Origin of the sequence: Pseudomonas sp. MWU12-2319 (genome assembly GCF_023242525.1) — a bacterium.
GTDB classification, from domain to species: Bacteria; Pseudomonadota; Gammaproteobacteria; order Pseudomonadales; family Pseudomonadaceae; genus Aquipseudomonas; species Aquipseudomonas gingeri_D.
The window spans coordinates 257,553-283,675 of record NZ_JALJES010000002.1 but is presented as its reverse complement, the minus strand read 5'-3'; the positions used below and the strand labels follow the sequence as shown (position 1 = coordinate 283,675).

25 protein-coding genes, 1 tRNA gene and 1 pseudogene are annotated in these 26,123 nt (G+C 62.1%); 10 read left to right on the top strand and 17 right to left on the bottom strand.

Features of this window, described 5'->3' with window-relative positions; all coding sequences use genetic code 11:
* Positions 1-25: 25 nt before the first annotated feature.
* On the top strand, positions 26-1,417 hold the full coding sequence (locus M5C01_RS04000) for an aldehyde dehydrogenase family protein (RefSeq protein ID WP_152737366.1): 1,392 nt from the start codon (positions 26-28) through the stop codon (positions 1,415-1,417).
* Positions 1,418-1,521: 104 nt separating this feature from the next.
* Here M5C01_RS04000 and M5C01_RS03995 read toward each other — a convergent pair.
* The 9 genes and pseudogenes from M5C01_RS03995 to M5C01_RS03955 form a co-directional block, all read right to left on the bottom strand.
* Positions 1,522-1,597 (bottom strand) — tRNA-Asn (locus M5C01_RS03995).
* Positions 1,598-1,670: 73 nt separating this feature from the next.
* Positions 1,671-2,978 carry an MFS transporter gene (locus M5C01_RS03990; protein ID WP_152737365.1) on the bottom strand — a complete coding sequence of 436 codons (1,308 nt, stop codon included), beginning with the start codon at positions 2,976-2,978 and terminating at the stop codon, positions 1,671-1,673.
* Positions 2,979-3,042: 64 nt separating this feature from the next.
* On the bottom strand, positions 3,043-3,324 hold the full coding sequence (locus tag M5C01_RS03985) for a metal-sensing transcriptional repressor (protein ID WP_103498967.1): 282 nt from the start codon (positions 3,322-3,324) through the stop codon (positions 3,043-3,045).
* 98 nt (positions 3,325-3,422) lie between these two features.
* The gene (locus M5C01_RS03980) at positions 3,423-4,169 is read right to left on the bottom strand and encodes a DNA-binding domain-containing protein (protein ID WP_152737364.1); all 747 of its coding nucleotides are present in this window, start codon (positions 4,167-4,169) and stop codon (positions 3,423-3,425) included.
* Positions 4,166-5,011: a DUF692 domain-containing protein gene (locus M5C01_RS03975; RefSeq protein ID WP_152737363.1), complete on the bottom strand. Its 846-nt coding sequence runs from the start codon at positions 5,009-5,011 to the stop codon at positions 4,166-4,168. Before M5C01_RS03975 ends, M5C01_RS03980 begins: the two co-directional genes overlap by 4 nt.
* Before the next feature lie 206 nt (positions 5,012-5,217).
* Positions 5,218-5,484: a hypothetical protein gene (locus M5C01_RS03970; protein WP_103494194.1), complete on the bottom strand. Its 267-nt coding sequence runs from the start codon at positions 5,482-5,484 to the stop codon at positions 5,218-5,220.
* Positions 5,485-5,542: 58 nt separating this feature from the next.
* Positions 5,543-6,307 carry an alpha/beta hydrolase gene (locus M5C01_RS03965; protein ID WP_152737362.1) on the bottom strand — a complete coding sequence of 255 codons (765 nt, stop codon included), beginning with the start codon at positions 6,305-6,307 and terminating at the stop codon, positions 5,543-5,545.
* A gap of 56 nt (positions 6,308-6,363) precedes the next feature.
* Positions 6,364-6,797, bottom strand: a pseudogene (locus M5C01_RS03960) (DoxX family protein).
* Positions 6,794-7,066, bottom strand: coding sequence for a DUF2282 domain-containing protein (locus tag M5C01_RS03955; protein ID WP_103494197.1), 273 nt, complete (start codon positions 7,064-7,066; stop codon positions 6,794-6,796). The pseudogene M5C01_RS03960 and the gene M5C01_RS03955 overlap by 4 nt, the downstream one beginning before the upstream one ends.
* 311 nt (positions 7,067-7,377) lie before the next feature.
* On the opposite strand from M5C01_RS03955, the gene M5C01_RS03950 reads away from it, so the two are divergent.
* Genes M5C01_RS03950 through M5C01_RS03935 form a run of 4 tightly spaced genes read left to right on the top strand, consistent with a single transcriptional unit; the run spans position 7,378 to position 10,410 of the window.
* The gene (locus tag M5C01_RS03950) at positions 7,378-8,601 is read left to right on the top strand and encodes a SpoIIE family protein phosphatase (RefSeq protein WP_247263017.1); all 1,224 of its coding nucleotides are present in this window, start codon (positions 7,378-7,380) and stop codon (positions 8,599-8,601) included.
* On the top strand, positions 8,594-9,163 hold the full coding sequence (locus M5C01_RS03945; protein WP_103494199.1) for a SiaB family protein kinase: 570 nt from the start codon (positions 8,594-8,596) through the stop codon (positions 9,161-9,163). Before M5C01_RS03950 ends, M5C01_RS03945 begins: the two co-directional genes overlap by 8 nt.
* A gap of 19 nt (positions 9,164-9,182) precedes the next feature.
* The gene (locus tag M5C01_RS03940) at positions 9,183-9,572 is read left to right on the top strand and encodes a DUF1987 domain-containing protein (protein WP_100942705.1); all 390 of its coding nucleotides are present in this window, start codon (positions 9,183-9,185) and stop codon (positions 9,570-9,572) included.
* 22 nt (positions 9,573-9,594) lie between these two features.
* Positions 9,595-10,410 (top strand): GGDEF domain-containing protein, encoded by an 816-nt coding sequence (locus tag M5C01_RS03935; protein WP_103494200.1) that lies wholly within the window; start codon positions 9,595-9,597, stop codon positions 10,408-10,410.
* Here the strand turns inward: M5C01_RS03935 and M5C01_RS03930 are convergent, their stop codons facing one another.
* Both M5C01_RS03930 and M5C01_RS03925 read right to left on the bottom strand, forming a co-directional pair.
* Entirely contained in the window at positions 10,411-11,739 is a 1,329-nt protein-coding gene (locus M5C01_RS03930; protein WP_178129749.1) for an OprD family porin, read from the bottom strand.
* Positions 11,740-12,084: 345 nt separating this feature from the next.
* Positions 12,085-13,281 carry an amino acid aminotransferase gene (locus tag M5C01_RS03925; protein ID WP_152737361.1) on the bottom strand — a complete coding sequence of 399 codons (1,197 nt, stop codon included), beginning with the start codon at positions 13,279-13,281 and terminating at the stop codon, positions 12,085-12,087.
* 325 nt (positions 13,282-13,606) lie between these two features.
* Here M5C01_RS03925 and uvrB point away from each other — a divergent pair, with 325 nt between their 5' ends.
* Positions 13,607-15,622 (top strand): excinuclease ABC subunit UvrB, encoded by a 2,016-nt coding sequence (uvrB, locus tag M5C01_RS03920; RefSeq protein WP_152737360.1) that lies wholly within the window; start codon positions 13,607-13,609, stop codon positions 15,620-15,622.
* A gap of 122 nt (positions 15,623-15,744) precedes the next feature.
* On the opposite strand, the gene M5C01_RS03915 is transcribed toward uvrB, so the two are convergent.
* Positions 15,745-16,554 (bottom strand): sulfite exporter TauE/SafE family protein, encoded by an 810-nt coding sequence (locus M5C01_RS03915; RefSeq protein ID WP_152737359.1) that lies wholly within the window; start codon positions 16,552-16,554, stop codon positions 15,745-15,747.
* A gap of 110 nt (positions 16,555-16,664) precedes the next feature.
* Here M5C01_RS03915 and M5C01_RS03910 point away from each other — a divergent pair, with 110 nt between their 5' ends.
* The 3 genes from M5C01_RS03910 to M5C01_RS03900 are packed head-to-tail and all read left to right on the top strand — an operon-like array spanning position 16,665 to position 19,680.
* Positions 16,665-17,441, top strand: coding sequence for a helix-turn-helix transcriptional regulator (locus tag M5C01_RS03910; protein ID WP_152737358.1), 777 nt, complete (start codon positions 16,665-16,667; stop codon positions 17,439-17,441).
* Positions 17,442-17,467: 26 nt separating this feature from the next.
* Complete coding sequence (gene codA, locus M5C01_RS03905; RefSeq protein ID WP_152737357.1) at positions 17,468-18,712, top strand: cytosine deaminase; 1,245 nt, start codon at positions 17,468-17,470, stop codon at positions 18,710-18,712.
* On the top strand, positions 18,709-19,680 hold the full coding sequence (locus tag M5C01_RS03900) for a hypothetical protein (RefSeq protein ID WP_103497869.1): 972 nt from the start codon (positions 18,709-18,711) through the stop codon (positions 19,678-19,680). The genes codA and M5C01_RS03900 overlap by 4 nt, the downstream gene beginning before the upstream one ends.
* A 6-nt stretch (positions 19,681-19,686) precedes the next feature.
* On the opposite strand, the gene M5C01_RS03895 is transcribed toward M5C01_RS03900, so the two are convergent.
* The 4 genes from M5C01_RS03895 to M5C01_RS03880 all read right to left on the bottom strand — a co-directional run bounded on the left by M5C01_RS03895 (position 19,687) and on the right by M5C01_RS03880 (position 24,421).
* The gene (locus tag M5C01_RS03895; RefSeq protein ID WP_152737356.1) at positions 19,687-20,277 is read right to left on the bottom strand and encodes a hypothetical protein; all 591 of its coding nucleotides are present in this window, start codon (positions 20,275-20,277) and stop codon (positions 19,687-19,689) included.
* Positions 20,278-20,449: 172 nt separating this feature from the next.
* Entirely contained in the window at positions 20,450-21,442 is a 993-nt protein-coding gene (locus M5C01_RS03890; RefSeq protein ID WP_103497865.1) for a diaminopimelate epimerase, read from the bottom strand.
* A 242-nt stretch (positions 21,443-21,684) separates the two neighbouring features.
* Entirely contained in the window at positions 21,685-23,037 is a 1,353-nt protein-coding gene (gene gudD, locus M5C01_RS03885; protein ID WP_152737355.1) for a glucarate dehydratase, read from the bottom strand.
* 28 nt (positions 23,038-23,065) lie between these two features.
* On the bottom strand, positions 23,066-24,421 hold the full coding sequence (locus M5C01_RS03880) for an MFS transporter (RefSeq protein ID WP_178129748.1): 1,356 nt from the start codon (positions 24,419-24,421) through the stop codon (positions 23,066-23,068).
* Positions 24,422-24,774: 353 nt separating this feature from the next.
* Between M5C01_RS03880 and M5C01_RS03875 the strand changes: the two genes are divergently transcribed.
* Positions 24,775-25,491 carry a FadR/GntR family transcriptional regulator gene (locus M5C01_RS03875; RefSeq protein WP_103497862.1) on the top strand — a complete coding sequence of 239 codons (717 nt, stop codon included), beginning with the start codon at positions 24,775-24,777 and terminating at the stop codon, positions 25,489-25,491.
* Positions 25,492-25,628: 137 nt separating this feature from the next.
* On the opposite strand, the gene M5C01_RS03870 is transcribed toward M5C01_RS03875, so the two are convergent.
* Positions 25,629-26,081, bottom strand: coding sequence for a helix-turn-helix domain-containing protein (locus tag M5C01_RS03870; protein WP_103497860.1), 453 nt, complete (start codon positions 26,079-26,081; stop codon positions 25,629-25,631).
* Positions 26,082-26,123 lie beyond the last annotated feature (42 nt).

Genomic DNA, 26,123 nt, shown 5'->3' with positions numbered 1-26,123 from the left:
CATACCCATTCAGCAGGACGGTGTCATGTCTTCGATCTCCAGCCTTACCCATGCCCTGTCGATCAACCCCGCCAATGGCGAGCAGATCGGCCACTACCCTTTCGAATCCGATTCGGCCCTGGATGCCGCCCTGTCCCGGGCCGCGGCCGGGTTTTCGCTCTGGCGCCGTACCGCGCTGGAACAACGCTCACAGGCGTTGCTCGCCCTGGCCCAGGCGCTGCGTGACAACGCCACGAAGATGGCCGAGATGATCACCCTGGAAATGGGCAAGCCCATCGCCCAGGCCCGCGGTGAAATTGAAAAATGTGCACAGCTGTGCGTGTGGTACGCGGAAAACGGCCCGGCCATGCTCAGTGCCGAAGCGACCCAGGTGGAAGGCGGCAAGGCCCGTATCGAGTATCGCCCGCTGGGTCCGATCCTCGCCGTGATGCCATGGAACTTCCCAATCTGGCAGGTACTGCGCGGTGCAGTGCCGACGCTGCTGGCCGGTAATACCTTCGTGCTCAAGCATGCGCCCAACGTCATGGGCAGCGCCTACCTGCTGCTGGATGCCATCAAGCGCGCCGGTTTCCCCGAAGGCGTCTTCGAAGTCATCAATGTCACCCCGGAGGGCGTTTCCCGGGCCATCGCCGACCCACGTATTGCGGCGGTCACCCTTACCGGCAGCGTACGCGCTGGCATGGCCATCGGCGCCCAGGCCGGTGCGGCCTTGAAGAAATGCGTGTTGGAACTGGGCGGTTCGGACCCCTTTATCGTGCTCAATGACGCCGACCTCGACGAAGCGGTCAAGGCCGCTGTGATCGGTCGTTACCAGAACACAGGGCAAGTCTGCGCGGCTGCCAAACGCTTGATTATCGAGCAAGGCGTAGTCGCAGCCTTCACCGAGAAGTTCGTCGAGGCCACCCGTCGCCTGGTGGTCGGCGACCCGCTGGCAGCCGAGACCTATATCGGTCCCATGGCCCGCTTCGATCTGCGTGACGAACTGGATCAACAGGTCCAGGACACCCTGGCGCAAGGCGCGACCCTATTGCTCGGCGGCAAGAAGGCCGACGGCTCCGGCAATTTCTACGAGCCCACGGTATTGGCCGATGTCACCGACCAGATGACCTCGTTCAAACAGGAGTTGTTCGGCCCGGTGGCATCCATCATTACCGCGCGGGATGCCGAGCATGCGCTGGCGCTGGCCAATGACAGCGAGTTCGGACTGACGGCAACCGTCTACACCGCGGATCTGGAGCTGGCCCGCAAGTTCGCTGGCGAGTTGGAAACCGGCGGCGTGTTCATCAATGGCTATAGCGCCAGCGACCCTCGGGTCAGCTTCGGCGGCGTGAAGAAAAGCGGTTTTGGTCGTGAACTGTCGCACTTCGGAGTCCGCGAATTCTGCAATGCGCAGACGGTGTGGCTGGATCGCCGCTGAAGGTATTGCCCGGCCTCGGGGGCACCCGCCTCCGGGCCTATAGACGACAGGGCTGAAAAAAACGCAAAAAAAAAGCCTGCATCGCTGCAGGCTTTTCTTCTATCTGGCTCCACAACCTGGACTCGAACCAGGGACCCAGTGATTAACAGTCACTTGCTCTACCAACTGAGCTATTGCGGAATGCCGTGTATGTTACTGATATAAAAAGAGAAGTCAACCCCTGCCGGATCGGCAACAGGCCGCTGCCCGCCCGTCACACCGGCCAGCGACGATGCTCGTCGTCAATAATATAGGCGTGTTCGTGGATTTTACCGCCGGCGTCCTGCAGGTGCGGGTGATCCAATGGCAGGTCATCATGGCTATGCCTGAGCGCGGCCTGCTCGTGAGCCGGCCGCCAGATGACCAGGCAGGCCAGCACTGCCATGGCAGCAAGCAGGCTCAAGACCATGAACGAAGCACCGAGACCAACCTGCGCGCCCAACCAACCGGCAAGCGGATAGGTGATCAGCCAGCAGGCATGGGACAGCGCAAACTGTGCCGCGAACAATGCCGGACGGTCTTCTGCGTGGGACGAGCGACGCAACAGCCTGCCGCCGGGAGTCTGCGCCAGGGAATAACCGACTCCGAGCAGGAACCACAGCGGCAACAGCGCGCTGTAGGAAGCCAGCGTCGCGCCGATACCCAGGCCGATCACCAGCAACCCGGCGCCCAGCAGCATCACCGTGCGGTCCGCCACGCGGCTCAACAGACGCGGCAACGCCAGGGCGGTGAGCATCGACCCCGCGCCAAAGGCCGCCAGGGCAAAGGCAGTAAAACGCTGCGGCAGGGAAAAATGCGCCTGCACCAACACCACGGTATTGACGATCACCATGGCGCTGGCGGCGGCCACCGCCAGGTTCAGGGCCAGCAGCCCGCGCAAACGCGGGGTCGCCAGGAACAGCCGCACGCCACGGGTGGTGCGCTCATAAATGCTGCGCCGCACGCCTCTCCTGGCCTTGGGCAGCACCACCGAGCCGACCAGCATGGCCGAAGCAAAAAAACCCAGCGCGGTGCCGCCGAACAGGCCATGGAAACTGATCACGCCGAGGAGCGCGGCGGCAAGCATCGGGCTGACCAGGCTTTCCAGGTCGTAGGCCAGACGCGCCAACGACAGAGCGCGGGTGTATTGCTCCTCGTCGGGAAGAATGTCGGGAATGGTCGCCTGGAACGTCGGGGTAAACGCTGCCGAGGCCGATTGCAGCACGAAGATCAGCACATAGATCTGCCAGATCTCGCTGACAAAGGGCAAGGCCAGCGCCACCAGGGCCCGAATCAGATCCAATGCCACCAGCATTGCCCGGCGCGGCAGGCGTTCGGCAAAGGCAGCGGCCACGGGGGCGACGCCGATATAGGCACTCATCTTGATCGCCAGGGCGGTGCCCAGCACGACCCCGGCCTGGGCGCCGGCCAGGTCGTAGGCCAGCAAGCCAAGGGCAACCGTGGCCAGGCCAGTCCCCACCAGCGCAATGATCTGAGCGAGAAACAGATGCCGATAGGTAGTGTTTTTCAGGATATCCAGCATGGCGATGCTCCGACGTGTCCGGGCCCTTCAACCCCGTGCAGCGGGGATGAACACCCACCCCCGCCTACAGGTATTTGGTGATCTGCTTGAATGCTTCCAGCGGTGCCCGTTCGGCGGCGGTCATCGCCCCGACGGTGTCTTCAAGGCAATGGTCGATATGGTCCTGGATCAGCGTGCGCTTGGCCTGGCACACGGCCTTTTCCACCGCATGGAGTTGCTGGGCCACGTCCACGCAGGGCCGCCCCGTTTCGATCATGCCGATGATGCTGCGCAGGTGCCCTTCGGCACGCTTGAGCCGTTTGATGATCGCCTCGTGTGTCTGATGCACGTGCAAGGATTCGCTCATGGCGCCGGTTTCCGAATGAATGTGCTTTTATCCTATCCCCCCCCATAGGATACAGTCAATCGAGCAGGTGCCCGGTTTTCGAGCGGCGTCGGGCGAAATCAGTCGACGCCGACAATCAGCTCGCCGGCCAACCAACTGGCGAGTAGCGATCCGGCCTTGGCAATACCGGCGGTTTCGCCAAGGCGTTCAACGAGCCATTCGCAGAACCCGGAAAAACTGCCGTTCTCCTGCAAGCGCAACAGCGCCTGGTGTTCCAGTGCCTCGACAGGTCGCAGGCGCACCACCCTCTGCCGACGCCAGATCAGCAGGCCCGCTGTCTCGGCCAAGCGCTCGGGCGCGGGTAGCGGCAGCCCTTCGCTGAGGGCCGACCAGATCGGCTCGGCGTTGCTGGTCAGGGCACCAGTTCTGAGGGACGCTGTAAATCTCAGGTAGGCCGTCTCCCAATCCATGCTCGCCAGCACAGCCATGGGCAGCGGCTCGGCATCGGCGGCCACGAACGACTCATCGAGTGCCCGCTCGATCCAGGCCAGCTCGTGCACCTCGGGGTTGTCGGGAAACAACGTCGCCAGGGTCGCGGCGAATCCTTGCGGGTAGGCATCCAGGGTCCAGGCATGGGGCGGATGCTGATCGATATGGGTGACGGCGGCGGTAAAAAAAGCCTCGGCGCCGATCCATGCACGGACCTGGGGAAAAGCCTCCTCAAGGCATCCCAGCAACTGCGCGCGGTAGTTGTTCTGGTAGACGGACAATCCGGCCTGCGCCGTAGCGCCAAGATTGGCGGCCGCTTGCGCCGAGGCGCTGACCAGAGAGTTGCGCAGCTCACGCTGCCATTGCGCCAGGTTCATGCGCCACTCCGCGAGCAGGCCCGCCCATCGAGGCCGCCGAGGGTCCGGGCTATCGTCAGTTCCTTGAGCAGGTCGGCCAGCGGCGGGATCCGGTCATCGCGTTCGATCATTGTCGCCAACGGGCCGAAGCGGGCCATCGCCAGGGTATATAACGCCCAGACCTCGGCACAGACCGGGCTGTCATGGGTATCGATCAGCAGCTCCTTGCCCTGGCTGTGGCCGGCCAGGTGGATCTGCCTTACCCGGTCGGCCGGCAGGCCATCGAGAAACGCCAGGGCGTCAAAGTGGTGGTTGCTTGCACTGACGAAGAGATTGTTGACGTCGAGCAGCAGCTCGCAGCCGGTGCGCCTGGACATGGCAGCAATAAATTCCCACTCGGTCATCGAAGCGCCGTCGAAGGCCAGGTAGCTGGAGGGGTTTTCAAAGAGCAGGGTGCGACCCAGGACATCCTGGGCGAGGGAAATATTCGCGCAGACCAGATCCAGCGCCTCGTCGGTATAAGGCACGGGCAACAGGTCATGGGAATTGAAGTGATCGATGCGCGACCAGCTCAGGTGGTCGGAGACGAACACGGGTTCGATCTCGTCGACCAGTGCCTTCAAGCGATGCAGGTAAGCGGAGTCGAGCCCGTCCGCCGAGCCGACGGACATCGAGACACCGTGCAGCGCGACCGGATAACGCTCGCGGATCTGGCGCAGGATATGCCGCGGTTGACCGCCGTCGACCATGAAGTTCTCCGAAATCACCTCGACGAAGTCGACGGGGATCCGGCTCTCCAGGAAGTCCCGATAGTGCTCCTTGCGCAGGCCCAGGCCGTAGCCCGAGAAGGGGGTAGTGGACATCGCATGTACTCGGCTTGAGAGAGGAATACTGTTTTGAAAACACCGCGCAACCTGTAGGAGCAGGCGGTCCGGCGTCCCGGCTTGCCCGTGAAGCTTTGGCGTTCTCACGGGCCCTTTCGCGGGCAAGCCCTGCTCCTACAAGGACGGTGTCGAAGGCAAATTTTGCGTAGGGCGCTCGTCCCGCAGGAGGAACCGGTGCCCTGCCCTTACTTCGGCTCAGTCAGGGTGCCGCCGGCCTTGAGGCACTCACTCGGGGTCTTGACGATAACGCCCTGCCCCTTGCAGCTGTTCAGTCCCTTGCAGTCGTTCCTGGCGGTGGCGCAGAGGCTTTCGCCCTTGCAGCTGTTGACGCCGTAGCAGCGGCCCGGCTGCTCTTTCTCGGCGGCACTGGCCGATACGGCAAAGGATGCGGACGCCAGTGCGATCAACGCGGCGGCGGTGGCAAGGCTCAAACGGGATGCGGTGCTAGCCATGATGTTTCTCCAGTTCAGTCAGGGGTACAACAGTGAAAGTTCAGGTGCCGGATGGGTGTTACTTGACGTTCAACGCGGCCTGCTCGATGACTTTCGCCACCGCCTCGGGCTGCGAGATGTACAGCGTGTGGCTGCCCTTGATCTCGGTCACCGTGGAACCGGCGCGCTTGTACATCCAGCGCTGCAGATCAGGGTTCAGGGCCTTGTCCTCAGTGGCGACAATCCCGTAGCTGGGTTTCTGGTGCCAGGCCGCGGCCCAGGTCCGCGCGCCGAAAGTCTCGGTGGTCGCCGGTACTTGCGAGGCCGCGAGGAAATCGGTGCGATTGCTGGTCTGGTCGGCGGCGAAGTCTTCGCCGAACTTGGCGCGGTCGACGAACAGGTGCCCGTCACGGGTGGCATGGATGTCGTTGTTCGGCGCCGGCATGGAGTCCAGCAACTGGGTCAGGCTTTCGCCCACTTCCGGTTGCAGCGCGGCGACATAGACCAGTGCCTTGACCTTGTCGCGATCACCGGCCATGCCGATCACCGCACCACCGGAACTGTGGCCGACCAGCACCACCGGACCGACCTGCTGGTCGAGGACCAGGCGGGTGGCGGCGATGTCTTCGTCCATATTGGTCGCCGGCTGGTGCACGACGGTGACCTTGTAGCCCTTGTGGATCAGGATGTCGTGAACGACCCGCCAGCCCGACCCGTCGACGAAGGAGCCGTGGACGATGACGATGTTTTTCGCGCCAACGGGCGGCGTCGCCTCGGCGGCGCCGGCAAACATCGGTGTCGCCAGGGCCAGTGCGGCCAGGGCCAGGGTTGGAATCTTGCGCATGGTGTTTCCCCACAGGCCGCCAGGGCCTGATGTGATGGTGGATGATGGGTGGTGCGTTAGCGGCCTTGGCGCTGCAACAGCGCATCGAGCGACCAGTGACCGCCGCCATAAGCGATCAGTGGCAACAGCAGGCCTACCCAGGTCAGGTGCGTCGGCCAGGCATCGGGATAAACGAAGATCTCGATGACCAGGGTCATGCCCAGCAGTGCGGCGGCGGCCGGTCGTGTCAGCAGACCCAGCACCAGCAGGATCGGAAGCAGGTGCTCGGCATAGGTCGCCAGGTGCGCCGCCAGGTCGGACGGAATCAACGGCAACACGTACTCCGAACGAAACAGCACGTAGGTCGACGGTTTGATCGTCAACAGGCCTTGCACCTTGGTGCGCCCGGAAAGAACACCGAGGCGATCCCCAGGCGCGCCACCAGCAGCAACAGTGGCTCAGGCAGCAGGCGCCTCAGGCCGGCAGTCGCGCCGCTGTTGCCGCGGTTCATGGCTGCTCCGTCAGGGAGCCGACGCCCTTGGGCGTCTTGATCTGGAGGCAGGTGCCCTTGTCCACCAGCACCCAGGCATTGCCCTGGTAGTCGGCCTCGGCGGTGCCGGCACAGGAGGTGCCTTTGCCGGCGGCACAATCGTTCTGGCCGGCCTTGGACACGCCGTAGCATTTTTCCTTGGGGCTTTCATCGGCGGCATGGGCAGCGCTGGCGAGAACCGTCAGCGAGAATGCAAGGGTGGCGGCAAGGGCCGCGTAGGGGCGCTTCATGGACATCTCCCGATCAACAATGAATGGCGCGAACCAGCAGCGTCGTGGGCTGCGTTGTTCGACCAGCAAAGTTAACCGCGAGCGTGTATCCCTTCTGTGTCGCGGACCCGGGCAGCACGTCGCGGGATGTATCCGCCGCCGGTTCGTACACAGTGTGATACATCACCTGCCGTGCAACGACCGCCATCCCGTCGCGGACTCGACTCGGCGACCAAGCGGGAGGCCGTCATATAAGCTTCATATTCCGCAGATAGCATTGTGCCTTCACCTCGCCCGGCGACCCCAGCATGCGCGCAGAAAACTTCCCCTTTATGCGTCCACAGCGGCCTAGAGATCATCGCTGCGCCGGTGACTTGTGCATTGAAGTGCCGGTGATCGACTCCAACAGCACCAATGCCCTGGTGATGGAGACCTTCAACGCGCACAAGGAAATCGTCTGCCTGGCAGTACTCGAAGACGAGCGCCCGATCGGCCTGATCAACCGCAATATCTTCCTGTCGATGATGAGCAAGCCGTTTCACCGCGAGCTGTACGACAAGAAAAGCTGCATTGCCTTCATGGACAAGGAACCCTTGATCGTCGATGCCGGAATGAGCATCGAAGAGCTGACGTTCAAGACCGTGGAATTTGGCGAAAAGACCCTGGCCGACGGTTTTATCATTACCCGCAACGGCCAATTCGCCGGACTGGGCAGTGGCCTGCAACTGATGGAAGTGGTCGCGGCCATGCAGGCCGAAAAAAATCGCCAGATCATGCAGAGCATCGAGTATGCGAGCGTTATCCAGCGCGCCATGCTGCGCGCTTCGCGGGATGCCCTGAAGTCGACCCTGGACGATGCCACCCTGCTGTGGGAACCACGGGATGTGGTCGGCGGCGACTTCTACCATTTCTGCGCCTACCCCGATGGCTGGTTCGGGGCGATTGCCGACTGCACCGGGCACGGTGTTCCCGGCGCCTTCATGACCCTGATCGCCTCCTCCTCGCTGACCCAGGCACTGGCCAAGCTCGGACCGCGTGATCCCGGCGCGCTGTTATCGGCGGTGAATAAAAGCGTCAAGGAACTGCTGGGGCAGGTCCAGGGCGTCGATGAAACCCCCGAGTCCGACGATGGCCTGGATGCCGCTTTCTTCTGGTTCGACAGCGCCAGCCAGACCCTGAGCTTTGCCGGCGCGCGCATGTCCCTCAACCTCTTGCCGCCTGATGCCCAACAACTGGAAACCCTCGCCGGTCAGCGTGTCGGCGTCGGCTACGTCGACAGTGACATCAACTACCAATGGCCGGTAAGCCAGGTGACGATCGTGCCGGACAGCCTGGTATTCATCGCCACCGACGGCCTGACCGACCAGATTGGCGGCCCGCGCAACATTGCGTTCGGCAAGAGCAAGACCTTCGACACGATACTGGAACACCGCAATCAGCCAGCGACCGTCATCTGCGAAGCCTTGCAACGCACGCTGGCCAATTGGCAAGGAGAGCAAAACCGGCGTGACGATCTCACCCTCTTCTGCGCGCGTCTTGGAAACAATCATGATTAATTCGAACACAGCCCACGCCGATTGCCACTTCTTCGACCTGGCCCAGCAACGTAATGTGATTTTCTATCACATGGGTTATTTCTCCCACACCATCATTACCGCGATGGCCGAGGTGGTGCGGCTGCAGCTGGAGATTTCAGGGGTGAACGGGCCGACACGGCGCAAACTGTTTTCCTCCTTCGTCGAATTGTCGCAAAACATCATTCACTATTCCTCCGACTCGTTGCCCACCGAGCCGCGTGAAGAGTCGTCGCTGCGCCAGGGTGCCGTGTGCATCAGCGCAGAAGGTGATCGCCACCTGATGCTCTGTGCCAACCCGATCGCCACCAGTGATGTCGACCGCCTGCGGGAAAAGCTCGAGCCCCTGCGCAACATGTCGCTGGAGGAGATCAAGCAAGCGTACAAAGTGACCTTGCGTGCGGAAACCCCTGCGGACAGCAAGGGGGCCGGCCTGGGCTTCCTGACAATGGCGCGCGATGCCTGCGCACCGTTGGAATTCGATTTCTACCCAAGAGCGGACGAGCCGGGAACCACGCTGTTCTGCCTTAAAGCCACTATCTAAGTAGAGTGACGCAATCGCCATGGATAATTTCTACATTGAAGCAACCGCCACATCTCCGGAAGTCGACTTTCGTTTCGATCAGAATCTGCTGACGATAAAAGGCGAGTCCTACCCGGAAAATGCCGCCGCCTTCTATGCCCCTGTCCTCCAGCAACTGCGCACCTACCTCGCCGCCCGCGAGGACACCACCATCACCACCCATATTGCGCTGGCCTACTTCAACAGCTCCAGCACCAAGATGCTGTTCAGCATTTTCGATGCCCTGGACAAGGCCGCCCAATCGGGTAACGAGATGCAGGTGAACTGGTACCACGACGAAGAAGATGAAACCATCTTCGAATTCGGTGAAGAACTGAAGGCCGATTTTACCGCCATCATCTTCAACGACCACGCAACGACTCTCCAATGATTCCTGGAGAAGGATGGTGAGCATGACCGCTTCAGTCACTTCCGCCGGCGCACAGGATGACGCGGCACACGACCTGTTCAGGAGCGAAACCGACGCCCTGGAACACGCCCGTTCGATTCTGGCCCTGACTGAAGCCGACGCCCCGGTGTACCAGCAAGCCCTCGGCGAGCTGACCGTGCACTTCGAGCGGCTCATGCGCGAGACGCGCCGGCTGATACGCCGCAGCGACCGTGCCGAGCGCGAAATGAACGCCCTCAATGCGCAGTTGCAAACCCTCGCCCGCCAGCTCGAATACCGTGCCACCCACGATGCACTGACCGATGTGCTGAACCGCGGCGCGGTGATTGACCTGACCGTGCAAGCGCTACGCAAGACCGGGGCGGCGATGGTGGTGCTGGACATCGACCACTTCAAGCAAGTCAACGACGAATTCGGCCATCCGGCGGGCGACGCGGTGATTCAAGGCATCGTCGGCTGCCTGCGCCGGGCCGTGGGCAATGCGGGATTTATTGGTCGCGTGGGCGGAGAGGAATTTACCGTGCTGATTCCCGCCGGCACGCTGGAGGAAGGCCTCAGTCTTGCCGAGACCCTGCGTGACTGCATTGCCTCGCATGTCTTCGGGCAACCGGTGAACCGGCAGATCACCGCCAGTTTCGGGGTCAGTGCCAGTCCCATGGGCACCAGTTTCGACACGGCCTATGGCTTGGCGGATGCGGCCCTGTACCAGGCCAAGCGCTCGGGCAGGAATCGCGTCGAGGCCGCGCGGCCAGAAGCGGATGTCTGCCCGCTGGAACAACAGGAAGAAGAGCGCCTGAGCCCTCCTCTTCCCACCCTGTGATCAGAAGATCGAGATAGGGTAATCGGCGATCAGGCGCAGTTCGTTGTTGTCGCCTTCAGGCTGATCGGCATTGGCACGGTGGAACGACTGGCGCAGGCGCAGCGCCAGGTCCTTCGCCGGACCGCTTTGCACCACGTACTTGGCCTCGACGTCGGTCTCGTGGTGGGTACCGTTGGCACCGTAGTGCAGCTGGTTGTAAGCGCTGTCCGCGGCCATCTTGGTGCCGTCGATATCGTCACCGTAGATATAACGGGTCATGAAGCTCAGGCCCGGCACTCCATAAGTCAACATGTTCAGGTCATAACGCGCCTGCCAGGATTTCTCGCCCGGACCGTTGAAGTCCGAGTACTGCACGGAGTTGGCCAGCATGATCGAGTCGCCGCCGTCGCCAGGGCCGTTGGTGCCGAAGCCGACATAGTCGAACGGCGTGTCGCCATGGATCTTCTGGAACGCCAGGGTCACGGTATGCGCCGTCAGGAAGGTGTAGGCCGTGGCGAAGGAGAACGCGGTGTTGTTGATCGGACCAGCCTTGGCCGAACCTTCGTCATTGGTCTTGTACAGGTTGAAGTCGAAGTTCAGCGACTGACCCGGCGAAAGCGCCAGGGTGTAGTTGCCGTTGGTGTAGTACTGGCGCCAGACGTCTTCGAACTCGGAACCGTAGAGAGTGAAGTTGAGGTTGTCGTTGACCTTGTACTTGCCACCGAGGTAGTTGACGGCGCTGGCGGTGACGTTGGCGTAGGTGGCATACAGCGAGTGATCGTTACTGGTGGAGACCACCCCGGTGCCACTGGTGAAATGCCCGGCTTCCAGGTCCAGGTCCTTGATCTCGCTGCTCAGCAGGTTGAAGCCGGTGGCGGTTTGCGGAATCAGCCGGGTACCGCCGGCGGCGAAGACCGGCGCGGTGGGCTGCATATCGCCGTAGAGCAATTCGGTCTTGGAAATCCGCATCTTCACCGCGCCGCCGGCCTTGGCGTAATCGTCCTCGGGCTCGCCATTGCGACCCACCGGCAGGTTACCGGTACCGGCCGTGCCGGCGCCGCCATCGAGCTTGATCCCCCAGTAACCGAAGGCATCCACGCCAAAACCGACGGTGCCCTGGGTGAAGCCGGAGCTGTAGTTGCCGAAGATGCCCTGGGTCCAGTCCTTCTTGTCCGCCGGACCGTTTTTCACGTCACGGTCAAAGTACTGGTTCTTCAGATGCAGGTTGAGGCTGCTGTCCTCGACGAAACCCTTGGCCTCGTCTTGATCCGTCACGGTGGTCGCCATGGCCGCCTGGGCCATGCCCAGCGAGACCGCCAGCGTCAGGAAGTTGAGTTTGGTCGACATCATTGTAATTCCCCTGGTTAATAATGTTTCACCCTCTTGTTAGTGCAAACGACGGGTACACTCCGTCCTCCGCGCGAAGGGGTGGAAACGTAAAGCGGTAAAGGGCAGAAAGTGCCCGAAGGCAAGGACAATCTTCGCGTCAGCGAAGGAGGTGGCGGGTGCAGCTGTTATTGTGATTGCCAGCACCTATATATAATTTTTTGCCCATGGCCTTCATGAACACTGATTTAAGTAGCGGTGAAAATTTCTTCACCGAGTTTTAAGTTGTGGTTCATGTTGCTCCAGACAAAAAAAGGCCTGCATCGCTGCAGGCCTTTTTCATGGGGCGCCAGGGTATTACCGGCGGAGTCAGATCACCTGAACGATCGCCTTCACCACCGCTTCGATATTGCGCTGGTTCAACGACGCCACGCAGATGCGGCCGGTATCCAGGGCATAGATGCCGAACTCGTTTTTCAGGCGGGCCACTTGCTCGACGGTCAGGCCGGAGTAGGAGAACATTCCGCGCTGGCGACCGACGAAGCTGAAATCGCGCTTGGCGCCATGCTGGGCCAGCAGGTCGACCATCTGCATGCGCATGCCGCGAATGCGCAGGCGCATTTCCGCCAGCTCCGCTTCCCACTGGGCGCGCAGCTCAGGGCTGTTCAACACCGCCGCAACGATGGTCGCACCGTGGGTCGGCGGGTTGGAGTAGTTGGTGCGGATCACGCGCTTGACCTGGGACAGGACGCGGGCGGTCTCTTCTTTCGACTCACTGACAATCGACAGTGCACCAACACGCTCGCCGTACAGCGAGAACGATTTGGAGAACGAGCTGGAGACAAAGAAGGTCAGGCCCGATTCAGCGAACAGACGCACGGCGGCGGCGTCTTCATCAATGCCATCACCAAAACCCTGGTACGCCATATCGAGGAACGGCACCAGATCCTTGGCCTTGACCAGGTTCAGCACGTCCTGCCAGTCGGCCGGGGTCAGGTCGACACCAGTCGGGTTGTGGCAGCAGGCGTGCAGCACGACGATGGACTTGGCCGGCAGCGCGTTGAGGTCTTCCAGCAGACCGGCACGGTTCACACCGTTGCTCGCGGCATCGTAGTAACGATAGTTCTGCACCGGGAAACCCGCCGCTTCGAACAGCGCGCGGTGGTTTTCCCAGCTCGGGTCGCTGATGGCGACGGTAGCGTCCGGCAGCAGTTGCTTGAGGAAGTCCGCACCGATTTTCAGCGCACCGGTACCGCCCACCGCTTGGGTGGTGAGCACACGACCGGCGGCGATCAGCGGCGAATCCTGACCGAACAACAGGGTTTGCACGGCCTTGTCGTAGGCGGCAATACCGTCGATCGGCAAGTAGCCACGGGAGGCATGCTGAGCCGCGCGCTGGGTTTCGGCTTCGACAACGGCCCGCAACAGTGGAATTTTCCCACTTTCGTCACAGTAAACACCCACACCCAGATTGACCTTGTCGGTACGGGTATCGGCATTGAATGCTTCGTTGAGGCCCAGGATAGGATCGCGTGGTGCCATTTCGACAGCGGAGAACAGGCTCATTATTGCGGCGGCTCTGAATGGGGGGTGGAGGGAAGTGACAACGCTCCGGCCGATTGCACTAGAGCGGTGCACAAACGGGGAGCTAGTATAGAGGCCATCACCGGCCAGGGCGACCGACTATTGTCGGAATGTGACAAGTTTTTTGATTTATTTGCGGGACGCCCGTCCAATTGCAACAAGCTGCCCGGGTGACGATTGCCTTGAAAGCTGTCCTCCCGGGCACCATATCCAGCATTATCATGTTTTTTCCCTACGACATCGGTCGTAAGAGGTCTTTCTCGTTTTCGCCGCGACTGTCAGGCGGGAATGAACCCAGAGGTAGGTTATGTCCGAATTCCAGCTCGTCACCCGCTTCCAGCCCGCCGGCGACCAGCCTGAAGCCATCCGTCAGATGGTTGAGGGCATCGAAGCCGGCCTGGCTCACCAGACCCTGCTCGGGGTGACCGGCTCGGGCAAGACCTTCAGCATCGCCAACGTCATCGCCCAGGTGCAACGCCCGACCCTGGTGCTGGCGCCGAACAAGACCCTGGCCGCGCAATTGTATGGCGAGTTCAAGGCATTTTTCCCGAACAACGCCGTGGAGTATTTCGTTTCCTACTACGACTACTACCAGCCGGAAGCCTATGTGCCCTCCTCCGATACCTTTATCGAGAAGGATGCCTCGATCAACGACCATATCGAACAGATGCGCCTGTCGGCGACCAAGGCGCTGCTGGAGCGCAAGGACGCCATCATCGTCACCACGGTGTCCTGCATCTATGGCCTGGGCAGCCCGGAAACCTACCTGAAGATGGTCCTGCACGTGGACCGCGGCGACAAGCTCGACCAGCGCGCCCTGCTGCGCCGCCTGGCCGACCTGCAATACACTCGCAACGATATGGACTTCGCCCGTGCCACCTTCCGTGTGCGCGGGGATGTGATCGACGTCTATCCGGCCGAATCCGACCTGGAAGCGATCCGCATCGAGCTGTTCGATGACGAAGTGGAAAGCCTCTCGGCCTTCGACCCGCTGACCGGCGAAGTGATCCGCAAGCTGCCGCGCTTTACCTTCTATCCGAAAAGCCACTACGTGACGCCGCGGGAAACCCTGCTCGGCGCCATCGACGGGATCAAGGAGGAGCTCAAGGAACGCCTGGACTACCTGCGCGACAACAACAAGCTGGTGGAAGCCCAGCGCCTGGAACAGCGCACCCGCTTCGACCTGGAAATGATCCTCGAACTGGGCTACTGCAACGGCATCGAAAACTACTCGCGCTACCTCTCCGGCCGCGCCTCCGGGGAGGCGCCACCGACCCTCTACGACTACCTGCCGGCCGACGCGCTGCTGGTGATCGACGAATCCCACGTCAGCGTTCCGCAGGTCGGCGCCATGTACAAGGGCGACCGCTCGCGCAAGGAAACCCTGGTGGAGTACGGCTTCCGCCTGCCCTCGGCACTGGACAACCGGCCGATGCGCTTCGACGAGTGGGAAGCGGTGAGCCCGCAGACCATTTTTGTCTCCGCCACCCCCGGCAACTACGAAGCCGAACACGCCGGCCGGGTTATCGAGCAAGTGGTGCGTCCCACCGGCCTGGTGGACCCGCAGGTGGAGATCCGCCCGGCGCTGACCCAGGTCGACGACCTGCTCTCGGAAATCAGCAAGCGCGTGGCCGCGGAAGAACGCGTGCTGGTCACCACCCTGACCAAGCGCATGGCCGAGGATCTCACCGATTACCTCGCCGACCACGGCGTACGGGTACGTTACCTGCACTCGGATATCGACACCGTGGAGCGCGTGGAAATCATCCGCGACCTGCGCCTGGGCACCTTCGATGTGCTGGTGGGGATCAACCTGCTGCGCGAGGGCCTGGACATGCCCGAGGTGTCGCTGGTGGCGATCCTCGATGCGGACAAGGAAGGTTTCCTGCGTTCCGAGCGTTCGCTGATCCAGACCATCGGGCGGGCGGCGCGTAACCTCAATGGCCGGGCGATTCTCTATGCGGACCGCATTACCGGCTCCATGGAGCGGGCGATCGGCGAGACCGAGCGCCGCCGCGACAAACAGATTGCCCACAACCTGGCCAATGGCATCACGCCCAAGGGCGTGTTCAAGGATGTCGCCGATATCATGGAAGGCGCCACCGTGCCCGGTTCGCGCAGCAAGAAGCGCAAGGGCATGGCCAAGGCCGCCGAGGAAAACGCCCGCTACGAAAACGAACTGCGTTCGCCGAGCGAGATCACCAAGCGTATCCGCCAGCTGGAAGAGAAGATGTACCAGTTGGCCCGCGACCTGGAGTTCGAGGCGGCGGCGCAGATGCGCGACGAGGTCGCCAAGTTGCGCGAGCGTTTGCTGACCGTCTGATCCTGAGACCGAGCACCGCCCCCTGTAGGAGCAGGGCTTGCCCGCGAAGCTTTTAGCGATCTTGCGGGCCTCTTCGCGGGCAAGCCCTGCTCCTACAGGTTCGGGGCGTATTGATGGGCGAGTCAGTTCAGTAACATCGCCAACAGCACCAGCGCCAGCAATCCGATGTAGATCCTGGCATGTAGCCGATCCGGAATGCGCCCGATCAACGGCGTCGCCAGGCGCATCCCCGCCAGCGATCCAAGGATCAGCACCGCGAACGCCAGCAGATCCACATACCCGGCAAACCAGGGCCCCAGCCCCAGTGGCCGGAACCCGGCCAGCGCCACATAAGTCAGGGTCCCGACCACCGCCACCGGCACGCTCAGTGGATTGGCCATGGCCGTAGCGAGGTTCATGCTCAAGCCGCTGCGTCGCAACAGCGGCACCGTCATGACGCTGCCACCGACACCGAGAAAAGTCGCCACGACACCGATCACCAACCCTCCGCCCACCGTGACAAAGGGCTTGAGCGGTTGCACCAACCCCGTCGCGCCCTGCTGCATAAACCCGCGCCGTGCCAGACAATCGACAATGGTCAGCGCCAGATAAGCGATAAAGGCCCAACGTACCGTCCCGCTGCTGACCAAACTGGCCAGCACCGCCCCCAACACCGAACCCAGCCCGATAAACCCCGCCAGCGGCCAGATATAAGCGCGCCGCAGATTTCCGGCACGCCGGTGCTTGCCCGTGGCGATCAGGGCATTGGCGATCATCACGCAGGTCGAGGTCGCCACGGCAATCTGCATCGCCGCCGTGCTGATCGCCGGGTCCGGGCTGCCGCTCAGGGCCCAGTACAACAACGGCACCACCACAAAACCGCCACCAAAACCGAACAGCACGCTGGTCACCCCAGCCAGTCCGCCAAACAATGCCAACAGCCCATAAAGCATCACGTCGGGTCCTTTCAGAAAGAGAGAACCCCAACCTTAAGCAGCTGACACTTGGCGCGCTTGCGCAAGTCCGTCAATACTGTTTGCGTTTCGGCCAGACAGACCCTGCCATGCGCAACACGTCCCTCGCTCAGTTCGATCACCTGCCCCAGGCCGTGATCGCCATCGGCACCGATTACCCCCACGGGCACCTGCTGGCCCGCCACCAGCACCGTCGGGCGCAATTGCTCTATGGCGCCACGGGGGTGATGCATGTGCTCACCGATGGCGGCAACTGGATCGTCCCGCCGCAACGCGCGGTGTGGATTCCTCCCGGCGTGCCCCATCAGGTGCTGATGCTCGGTGTCAGCACCCGCAGCCTGTATATCGAGCCCGATGCCATCGGCGAGATGAGCCAGGCCTGCCAGGTACTGGAAGTCTCGGCCCTGCTACGGCAGTTGCTGATCGCCGCCGTCGACATGCCGGTGGACTACGACCCACAGGGCCGCGATGGCGCGCTGATCACCCTGTTGCTGCATGAGTTGGCCCGCGCCCACAGCCTGCCTCTGCATATCCCCCTGCCCCAGGACCCGCGCCTGCTGCCGCTGTGCCAGGCCTTTGTCGAGCAACCGGACATCCGCCAGCCCCCCCGGGCCTGGGCGGACCGCCTGCACCTGAGCCTGCGCAGCTTCGGGCGCCTGTTCCAGGACCAGACCGTCCTGAGCTTTTCCCAATGGCGACAACGGGTCTGCGTGGTCCTGGCCCTGGCCCGGTTGAGTCAAGGCGAGTCGGTCACGCGGATTGCCCTGGATTTCGGCTACCAGAGCCCGGCGGCGTTTTCGACCATGTTCCGCCGAGTTCTCGGCCGATCTCCGAGCAGTTTCCTGCAGACTTCGGATACCTTATGACGACACGTACGACAAGGACCCCGCCCATGCATATCCTCAACGCCAAGCTGCGTCACCGCGAAGGCCTGTATGACCTGCACCTGGAACACGCACGGATCGCGAGCATCACCCCGCAAACCGGCCCGTTGAGCGCCGGCCCGGACGATCTCGACGCCCAGGGCAACCTGGTGGTCCCGCCTTTCGTCGAACCGCATATCCACCTCGACGCCACCCTCACCGCCGGCGAGCCACGCTGGAACATGAGCGGCACCCTGTTCGAAGGCATCGAGTGCTGGGGCGAACGCAAGGCGACCATCACCCATGAAGACACCAAGACCCGCGCGAAGAAAACCATTCGCAGCCTTGCCGCCCATGGCATCCAGCATGTGCGGACCCATGTCGACGTCACCGATCCGCAGCTGACCGCGCTCAAGGCCATGCTCGAAGTGCGCGAGGAAAGCCGGCACCTGATCGACCTGCAGATCGTGGCGTTTCCCCAGGAAGGCATCGAGTCCTATCGCAATGGCCGGGAACTGATGGTCGAGGCGATCAATCTCGGTGCCGACGTGGTGGGCGGCATCCCGCACTTCGAATACACCCGGGACCAGGGCGTGTCCTCAGTGAAGTTCCTGATGGACCTGGCGGAAAAAACCGGCTGCCTGGTGGACGTGCATTGCGACGAAACCGACGATCCGCACTCACGTTTCCTTGAAGTGCTGGCCGAAGAAGCCCGCAGCCGCGACATGGGTTCGCGGGTGACCGCCAGCCACACCACGGCCATGGGCTCCTACGACAATGCCTACTGCGCCAAGCTGTTCCGTTTGCTGAAAGCCTCGGGGATCAGTTTTGTCTCCTGCCCCACCGAGAGCATTCACTTGCAGGGCCGCTTCGATAACTTTCCGAAGCGGCGGGGCGTGACCCGGGTGGGCGAATTGCTGGATGCCGGGATGAATGTCTGTTTCGGCCAGGACTCCATCGTCGACCCCTGGTACCCCTTGGGCAACGGCAATATCCTGCGGGTGCTGGAAGCCGGGCTGCATATCTGCCATATGCTCGGTTATCGCAATCTGCAAAGCGCGCTGGACCTGGTCACCGACAACAGTGCCAAGGCCATGGCCCTGGGTGAACGCTACGGGCTGGAAGTCGGACGCCCGGCCAACTTGCTGATCCTCTCGGCCGACAGCGACTACGAGATGATCCGCAGCCAGGGACTGCCGCTGTATTCGATCCGTGACGGCAAGGTCCTGGTGAAACGCCAGCCGGCACAGTTGCAGTGGCAGGACCCGGTATGAAATTCGACAAGGCCTACTGCATCAGCCTCGACGAAAAACTGACGATCTATGACGTCCGCGATCTGAACTTCGACGAGACGGTGGAGTTCGATTCCAGCCGGGAAAGCTTCCAGTGCCCGAACGATGCCTGCCGCGCGGCGTTCGACAGCAGCAACCGGCTGACCACCTACAACGCCAGCAACCCACGCTTCAAACGCACCCCGCATTTCAAGAACATGCCCAGTACCCGGCACCTGGCGGACTGCCCGTACCTGAGCGCGGAAACCGCACCGAGCGGGCTCGATGGAGAACAGCCGCCGGACGATATCGAAGGCGAACAGAACTTCCCCGTCGAGCTGCTACTGACCCGCCGCACCTATGCCCGCAAGACGCCGGCCAGCGTCGACACCCGACCGGCGCAACCAATAGCGGAACCGACGCCAGTCATCATCGATACTCCCGCCGTCCAGGAAACCAAGGCCCCACCGAACCGCACCAGCGTGTTCGCCCATCCGGTGGAGTGCTTCGTCTCCAACCACGCCAACAAGGACCTGCTCAAACGCATGCCCCTGACCATTGGCGACCTGACCCTGAACTACAACACCTTCTTCAAGAAGGTCGAATACTGCCAAGACCGCCAGGGCCTGATCTACTGGGGAAAAATAAAGGAAATCAAGGACTACAAGACCAGCTTCAGCGTGGTTTTCGACAAACCGGTGTGGGCCGACAAGAAGCGCTACTCGATCAATGTCTACCTGAGCAAAAGCCTGATCGAGAACTACCGCCAGCGCACGGTGTTCCTGGAAGAGATCAAGAGTGTCATCGACCAGGCTGAAGACCTGTATTGCTTCTTCTACGGTGTCACGCCGCAATTGAAGCAAGTGCCGAGCAAGAAGAACCCGGACCAGACCTTCAGCGTGTTCAGTTGTGAAATCGACAACCTGGATCACTTCCTGATTCGCCAGGCGCCAGGACTTGATGCCCCTTGAACCGGCTCAATCCGCCGCGCCGGTGCGCGCGGTCGAGGCACCGGCCCACTGGTAGGTCTTGTGGGCCGCACATCGGGTGTCACTGGCCACCGAGCGGTCGAACACGAACTCGAAGGTCACCGCCCCCTGATAATCCGTGCGGACGATCCGGTTGACGTCCAGCAGGTGCCAGCTGCCATCCTGGCGCAAGGAGTCCGGCGAACGGTATTGGTCGCTGGCCCTGGTCACTCCCTGCTTGTTCAGGGTGTCCAGGTGAAAGTTGATATTGGCCTTGTTGCCGCCACCCTGGCCGCTGCTGCGGACAATCCGGTAGCGCACCGTACTGACATCGAAGTAAGCCGTGCTGCCGGCGGAGGCGAACACCACCCTCGCCTCGAGTTCGCCCCTGAAGCGGCCCACCGAGCATGAAAAATAGTCGGTTCGACTGCCCTCCAGCAGTTCCGCCGGGCTGGACTCAACCGCATCGGTAGTGCTGGAGGAAACCACTTTCTTATCGCTGATGGCCGGCTCGGGCACCGCCTGAGCGCACGTGGAGGCGGTGCTGAACACCAGCCCGGCACACGCCAGCGCGCTGAATAAACCTTTAACTGCTCTCATCGTAAATTCCCTTTAAACGAGTCGGAAATTCGGACCCGTTCTCACGGGCCGATCAGGGCAAGGCGCTCGTCGGCCTTCCACCCTGCCGACTCATCAAGCCAAAACCGCCAGGGTCGGACAAGGGCCAAACAGGCCTGCGCAGGGCGGGCTTTTTCTGGTCTCGATGTCGGCCTCAGGATTGACGCCGGGCCGCGCCAAACAGGTGGACACTCTGCAACTCGTCGTCCAGGGCCACCAGACGGATCGGCGCCGTGCCGCCCGGCATGCCGACCCGGACTTCGCCGGCCTCGACCCAACCGACCCGCCAGGCCGCACAGGCCACCGCGCTGGCACTGGTGCCGGAAGACGCCGTCGGTCCTTCACCGCGCTCGAACACCCGGGCCTGCAATTGTCCCGGCGCCACCCGGGTTGCCCATTGCAGATTCACTCCCGCCGGACAGGGTTCGCCGGCACCGGTCGGTGGGGCAAAGGCGATGCGGGTCAGGCCAGGCTCCAGGGCCGACTCGCCCATTTGTGCGTTGCTCGGTAGCAACGTCGGCTCGTCGACCAGGGTGACGCAATGCGGATTGCCGATACGCACAAACTGGCTGCGCTGCCAGCCGGCGTTCAAACTCGACAACTGTGCGACATGGCTCAACTGGCGGCCATTCAACTGCGCCTCACCGACACGCCGGGCAGACACGGCCTCCGGACCGAACGCCGGTTTCCCCAGGTCCAGCCAGAACCCCTGTTGATCCTCGACCTGCGCCGGCTCGACCAAGGTGGCGACCGGAGAGAGGCCCCCCGGCTGATCGTGATGAACCCGCAACAGACAAGCGCCCTGAACCGGCATCAAGCCCTGCTCGGTCAGCGCCTGGGCGAAAATCGTCAAGCCGTTGCCGCTGCGCTCGGCCAGGGTGCCGTCGGTATTGATAATCAACAGGTCGAACGGCGCTTCGCTCTGGAACGGCCCGACCAGCAGGCCATCGGAACGATGGTGTTTGCCACCTCGCGCAGGCACCTGCCCTCCCCAGCCACAAAGTGCCTCCACCGCCTCAAGCGCCCAGTCCTGGCGTGACAGCGCCGCCTGCGCGGCATTCGTCGGCACATCCAGACCCAATGCCCGCACTTCCCCGGGACTGGCCACGGCATAGATATTCCCGCGCGCATCGTAAAACGTTGGCATGCAGCCTCTCCGCAATCCTGCTTTCAGACCCGCCACTCTAGTGGCAAAACCTCGCTTCCCGGGAGTATTTTCCAACGGATTGGCTAGGTGTCCACCCGTTGATATCCTGCTGACGTCGACGCGCGAACCCTACTTTTTCGCGGAGGACAGAGCATAAACAGCAAGGCCTCCGTAGCGTGTTGCAAGTACGCGTCGACGGCGAGCAGATCGTCGCCGTGACCCTGTTCAGCCCCGAATAGGCCTCAGCGCACCAGGCACGGGCGCTTGTTGTTGAACGACCAGCCGGGAATCAGAAACTGCATCGCCACGGCGTCATCGCGGGCACCGAGGCCCATGTTCTTGTAGCACTCATGGGCCTTGGCCACCGCGTCCATATCCAGTTCGATGCCCAACCCCGGCTTTTGCGGAACCTGGATAAAACCGTCGACGATCTGCAGCGGATCCCGGGTCAGGCCCTGACCGTCCTGCCAGATCCAGTGGGTGTCGATGGCAGTGATCTCACCCGGCGCGGCAGCGGCGACATGGGTGAACATCGCCAGGGAAATATCGAAGTGGTTGTTGGAGTGCGAACCCCAGGTCAGCCCCCATTCATGGCACATCTGCGCGACCCGAACCGAGCCCTGCATGGTCCAGAAATGCGGATCGGCCAGGGGAATATCGACGGCATGCAACTGAATCGCATGACCCATTTCCCGCCAGTCGGTGGCGATCATATTGGTCGCCGTCGGCAGGCCCGTGGCCCGGCGGAACTCGGCCATGACTTCACGACCCGAATAGCCGTTCTCGGCACCGCAAGGGTCCTCGGCATAGGCCAGCACATGATGCTGATCACGGCACAGGGCGATGGCTTCCTTCAGCGACCAGGCGCCGTTGGGGTCGAGGGTGATCCGCGCCAGGGGGAAGCGTTCGGCCAACGCCGTGACCGCTTCGATTTCCGCCGCGCCACTAAGCACGCCGCCCTTGAGTTTGAAGTCATTGAAGCCGTAGCGCGCCTGGGCGGCTTCAGCCAGCTTGACGATGGCTTCGGGGGTCATCGCCTCTTCATGACGCAGGCGGAACCAGGCGTCATCCGCCTCGGCTTCGTGACGGTAGGCCAGGTCGGTCTTGCCGCGATCACCGATATAGAACAGGTAACCCAACACCTTCACCGCATCACGCTGTTGCCCCTCGCCCAGCAAGGCTGCCACGGGTACGCCGAGGAACTGACCGAGCAGGTCGAGCAGCGCGGCTTCCAGTGCCGTCACCGCATGGATGGTGATCCGCAGGTCGAAAGTCTGCTGGCCACGACCGCCGGCATCGCGCTCGGCGAACGTGCGGCGCACCTCGTTGAGCAGCTTCTGGTAGTTGCCGATGGACTGCCCCAGCAACAGCGAGCGGGCGTCCTCCAGGGTCGCGCGGATACGTTCGCCTCCCGGCACTTCACCGACGCCGGTGCGGCCGCTGCTGTCGGTGATGATCACGATATTGCGGGTGAAAAACGGGCCGTGGGCACCGCTCAGGTTCAGCAACATGCTGTCGTGGCCGGCCACCGGGATGACCTGCAAGCCAGTGATGACGGGGGCCTGGCCGGCCGCGTGGAGAGTGTTTGTCGTCATGATTCGTACCTGTGTTCAACCGCAGTCTTCAATGGGATTTGTTCAGGGCCGGGCTGACCGATCCCGGTAATGTCTGGGTCGGCTTGGGCTGGGTCCGGGCAAAGAACACCAGGATCGCGGCGATCACTGAGGCCGCCGCCAGGCCGTACAAGCCGCCCTGGATCGAGCCGGTGCGTTCCTCCAGCAGGCCGAAGGTGGCCGGCGCGACAAAGCCGCCGAGGTTGCCTGTGGAGTTGATCAGGGCAATTACCGCCGCGGCGATGCGCGCATCCAGGTAGGCCTGGGGAATCGGCCAGAACAGCGACGAGGCGGACTTGAAGCCGATGGCCGCGAAGCACACCGCGACAAAGGCGAAGATCGGCCCGCCGGTGGTGGACATGAACATCCCCAGCGCCGCGATCAGCAGGGCCGAGGCGACCCAGGCCTGCTGGTGTTTCCACTTGCCCGAGGCGGCCGCGAAGGCATACATGGCGATGATGGATATCAGCCAGGGAATCGAGTTGAAGAAGCCCACCTGCAGGTCGCTCATCTGGCCCATCTTCTTGATGATGCTCGGCAGCCAGAAGGTGGCGGCATAGATGGTCAGTTGGATGCAGAAATACAACACGCAGAACAGCAGGATCTGGCGGTCCTTGAGCAGGCTCCAGATCGACGGTTTGACCGGCATCGAGGCGTCGCGCTGCTGCTGTTCGTCCTCGATGACCTGCACCAGCACCTGCTGCTCGGCGACGCTCAGCCACTTCGCGTCCTTGGGCGTGGAGTCGAGCCAGAACCAGGTGAACCCGCAAAGCACCACCGAGGCCAGACCCTCGATGATGAACATCCACTGCCAGCCGTGCCAGCCGAAGCCTTCGATCTGCAGCAAGGCCCCGGACAGCGGGCCGGAGATCAGCGAGGCCACGGCCGAACCACTGAGGAAAATGGCGATCGCCTTGCCGCGCTCAACCCCTGGCAGCCAGCGGGTGAAGTAGTAGATCACCCCGGGAAAGAAGCCGGCCTCGGCCACCCCGAGCAGGAAACGCAGGATATAGAAATGGGTTTCGTTCTGGACAAAGGCCATGGCCGTGGCCACCAGCCCCCAGGTGAACATGATGCGGGTCAACCAGAACCGTGCACCGACCTTCTGCAAGAAAATATTGGATGGAACTTCGAACAGTGCATAACCGATGAAGAACAGCCCAGCACCAAAACCGTAGGCGGCAGCGCCGATCCCCAGGTCATGTTCCAGGTGCGTGCGCACGAAGCCGATGTTTACCCGGTCGATATAGTTGATGATAAACATGATGACGAACAGCGGCAGCACATGGCGCTTGACCTTCGCCACGGCGACGGCCAGCAGGGAATCGCGTTCCGCTGCTGCGGACGGATCTAGGGTGTTGTTCACGACAGGTCTCCCACGGGTTATTTTTGTGTGCGGGGGTGCTGGATCAGACGAGCCAGTCGACAGTCATCATACGAGTAGAAAAATAGCTCAACAAGTGCTCCTGCGGGGGTTTCCTGGGACAAATGACCGATGCTGAACGTAAAAACATTCAAAAAAATATCTATATAATTGATTTATAAATACTTTTTTTAAAATTAAAATACCCAAAAAAATCATCCGGGGATGTTTGTCCAAAGCCATCATTCGAAGTCAGCCGCTCCTGATTTCAAGTTGTCATACATGCTGGCGCCCCCCCCCTACGCCTCTTGTCATACGAGTGTTAAGCTTTGCCCTCGCTCCTGTGTGACACGCCCATGAACACTGAAACCGCCCCTTCTGCGCCGCGGCGCAAACGCAGCCCCAACCTGGCCCATGACCTGGTCGATCATCTGACCCAGCAGATTCGCCTGGGACATTTGAAAGCGGGCGACAAACTGCCGTCGGAAAGTGCCATCGTGTCTGAGCACAAGGTCAGCCGTACGGTGGTGCGCGAAGCGATTTCCAAATTGCAGGCCGCCGGCTGGGTGGAAACCCATCATGGTGTCGGCAGTTTCGTGCTGGAGCGCCAGGAGCCCCACGGCTTGCGCCTGAATGTGGAAACCGCGTTGAGCGTGCGCGATCTGCTGGAACTGCGCCTGGGTCTGGAAACCCAGGCGGCGGCGCTGGCGGCGCGGCGGCGCAGCGATGAGCACCTCAAGCAGATGCGTGCGGCGCTGGACGAGTATCGGAGCCTGCTGGCCAACAACGATAGCTGTGTGGCGGCCGACCAGCGTTTTCACCTGCTGATCGCCGAAGCCACCGGCAACGCCTATTTTTCCGAGATTTTGCTGCACCTGGGCAGCTCGATGATTCCGCGCACCCGGGTGCCGGGGGCGGAGCGCGGCGATGCCGACCTGGCGCAACTGGGCCAGCTCGCCAGCCTGGAGCACGAGGCGATCCTCAACGCCATCCGCCGCCAGGACCCGGATGCGGCGCGTGCGGCGATGTGGACGCACTTGAGCAACAGCCGCGAGCGGTTTTCCCGCGAATAATCGCCATACGCTGATCTTTATGAGCCGGCTTGCTGGCGATCAGCCGATAGGCTGAGGTTCTGGCGGCGCCCCGCAGATTGCTATCGCCAGCAAGCCGGCTCCTGCAAAAGCGGCGTCGACTTCAAGGTCAGCGGTGGTCACACCTCATCCGCCGGAATCCGCCGACAATCCTCCGGCCCCAGCAAGCGGCCATCCTCGGCACGCAACTCCAGCGGTCGCAACGCCGCACCCTGCTGCTGATCCACCATCACTGAATGGCGCTCTCCCGGCTCGTAGAGATACGCCTCGCCCCACTGGCGCAAACCGATGATCAGGTGAAACAGGGCCTTACCCTTCGTCGTCAACACGTACTCCTGATACGCACTGCCATCGGACGCCGGGACGATCTCCAGCACGCCATGGGCCACCAGGCTTTTCAGTCGCGTCGCGAGAATATTCTTGGCCATGCCCAGATTGCGCTGGAACTCGCCAAAACGACGGATGCCGTCAAATGCATCACGGATGATCAACAATGACCAACCATCACCGATGGCGTCCAGTGACCGGGCCACCGGACATTCGCCCCCCTCCAGACTCGAACGCTTGACCATGGCCTGAAGCTCCGCCGACAAATGTGGTTGCAATATAAAACC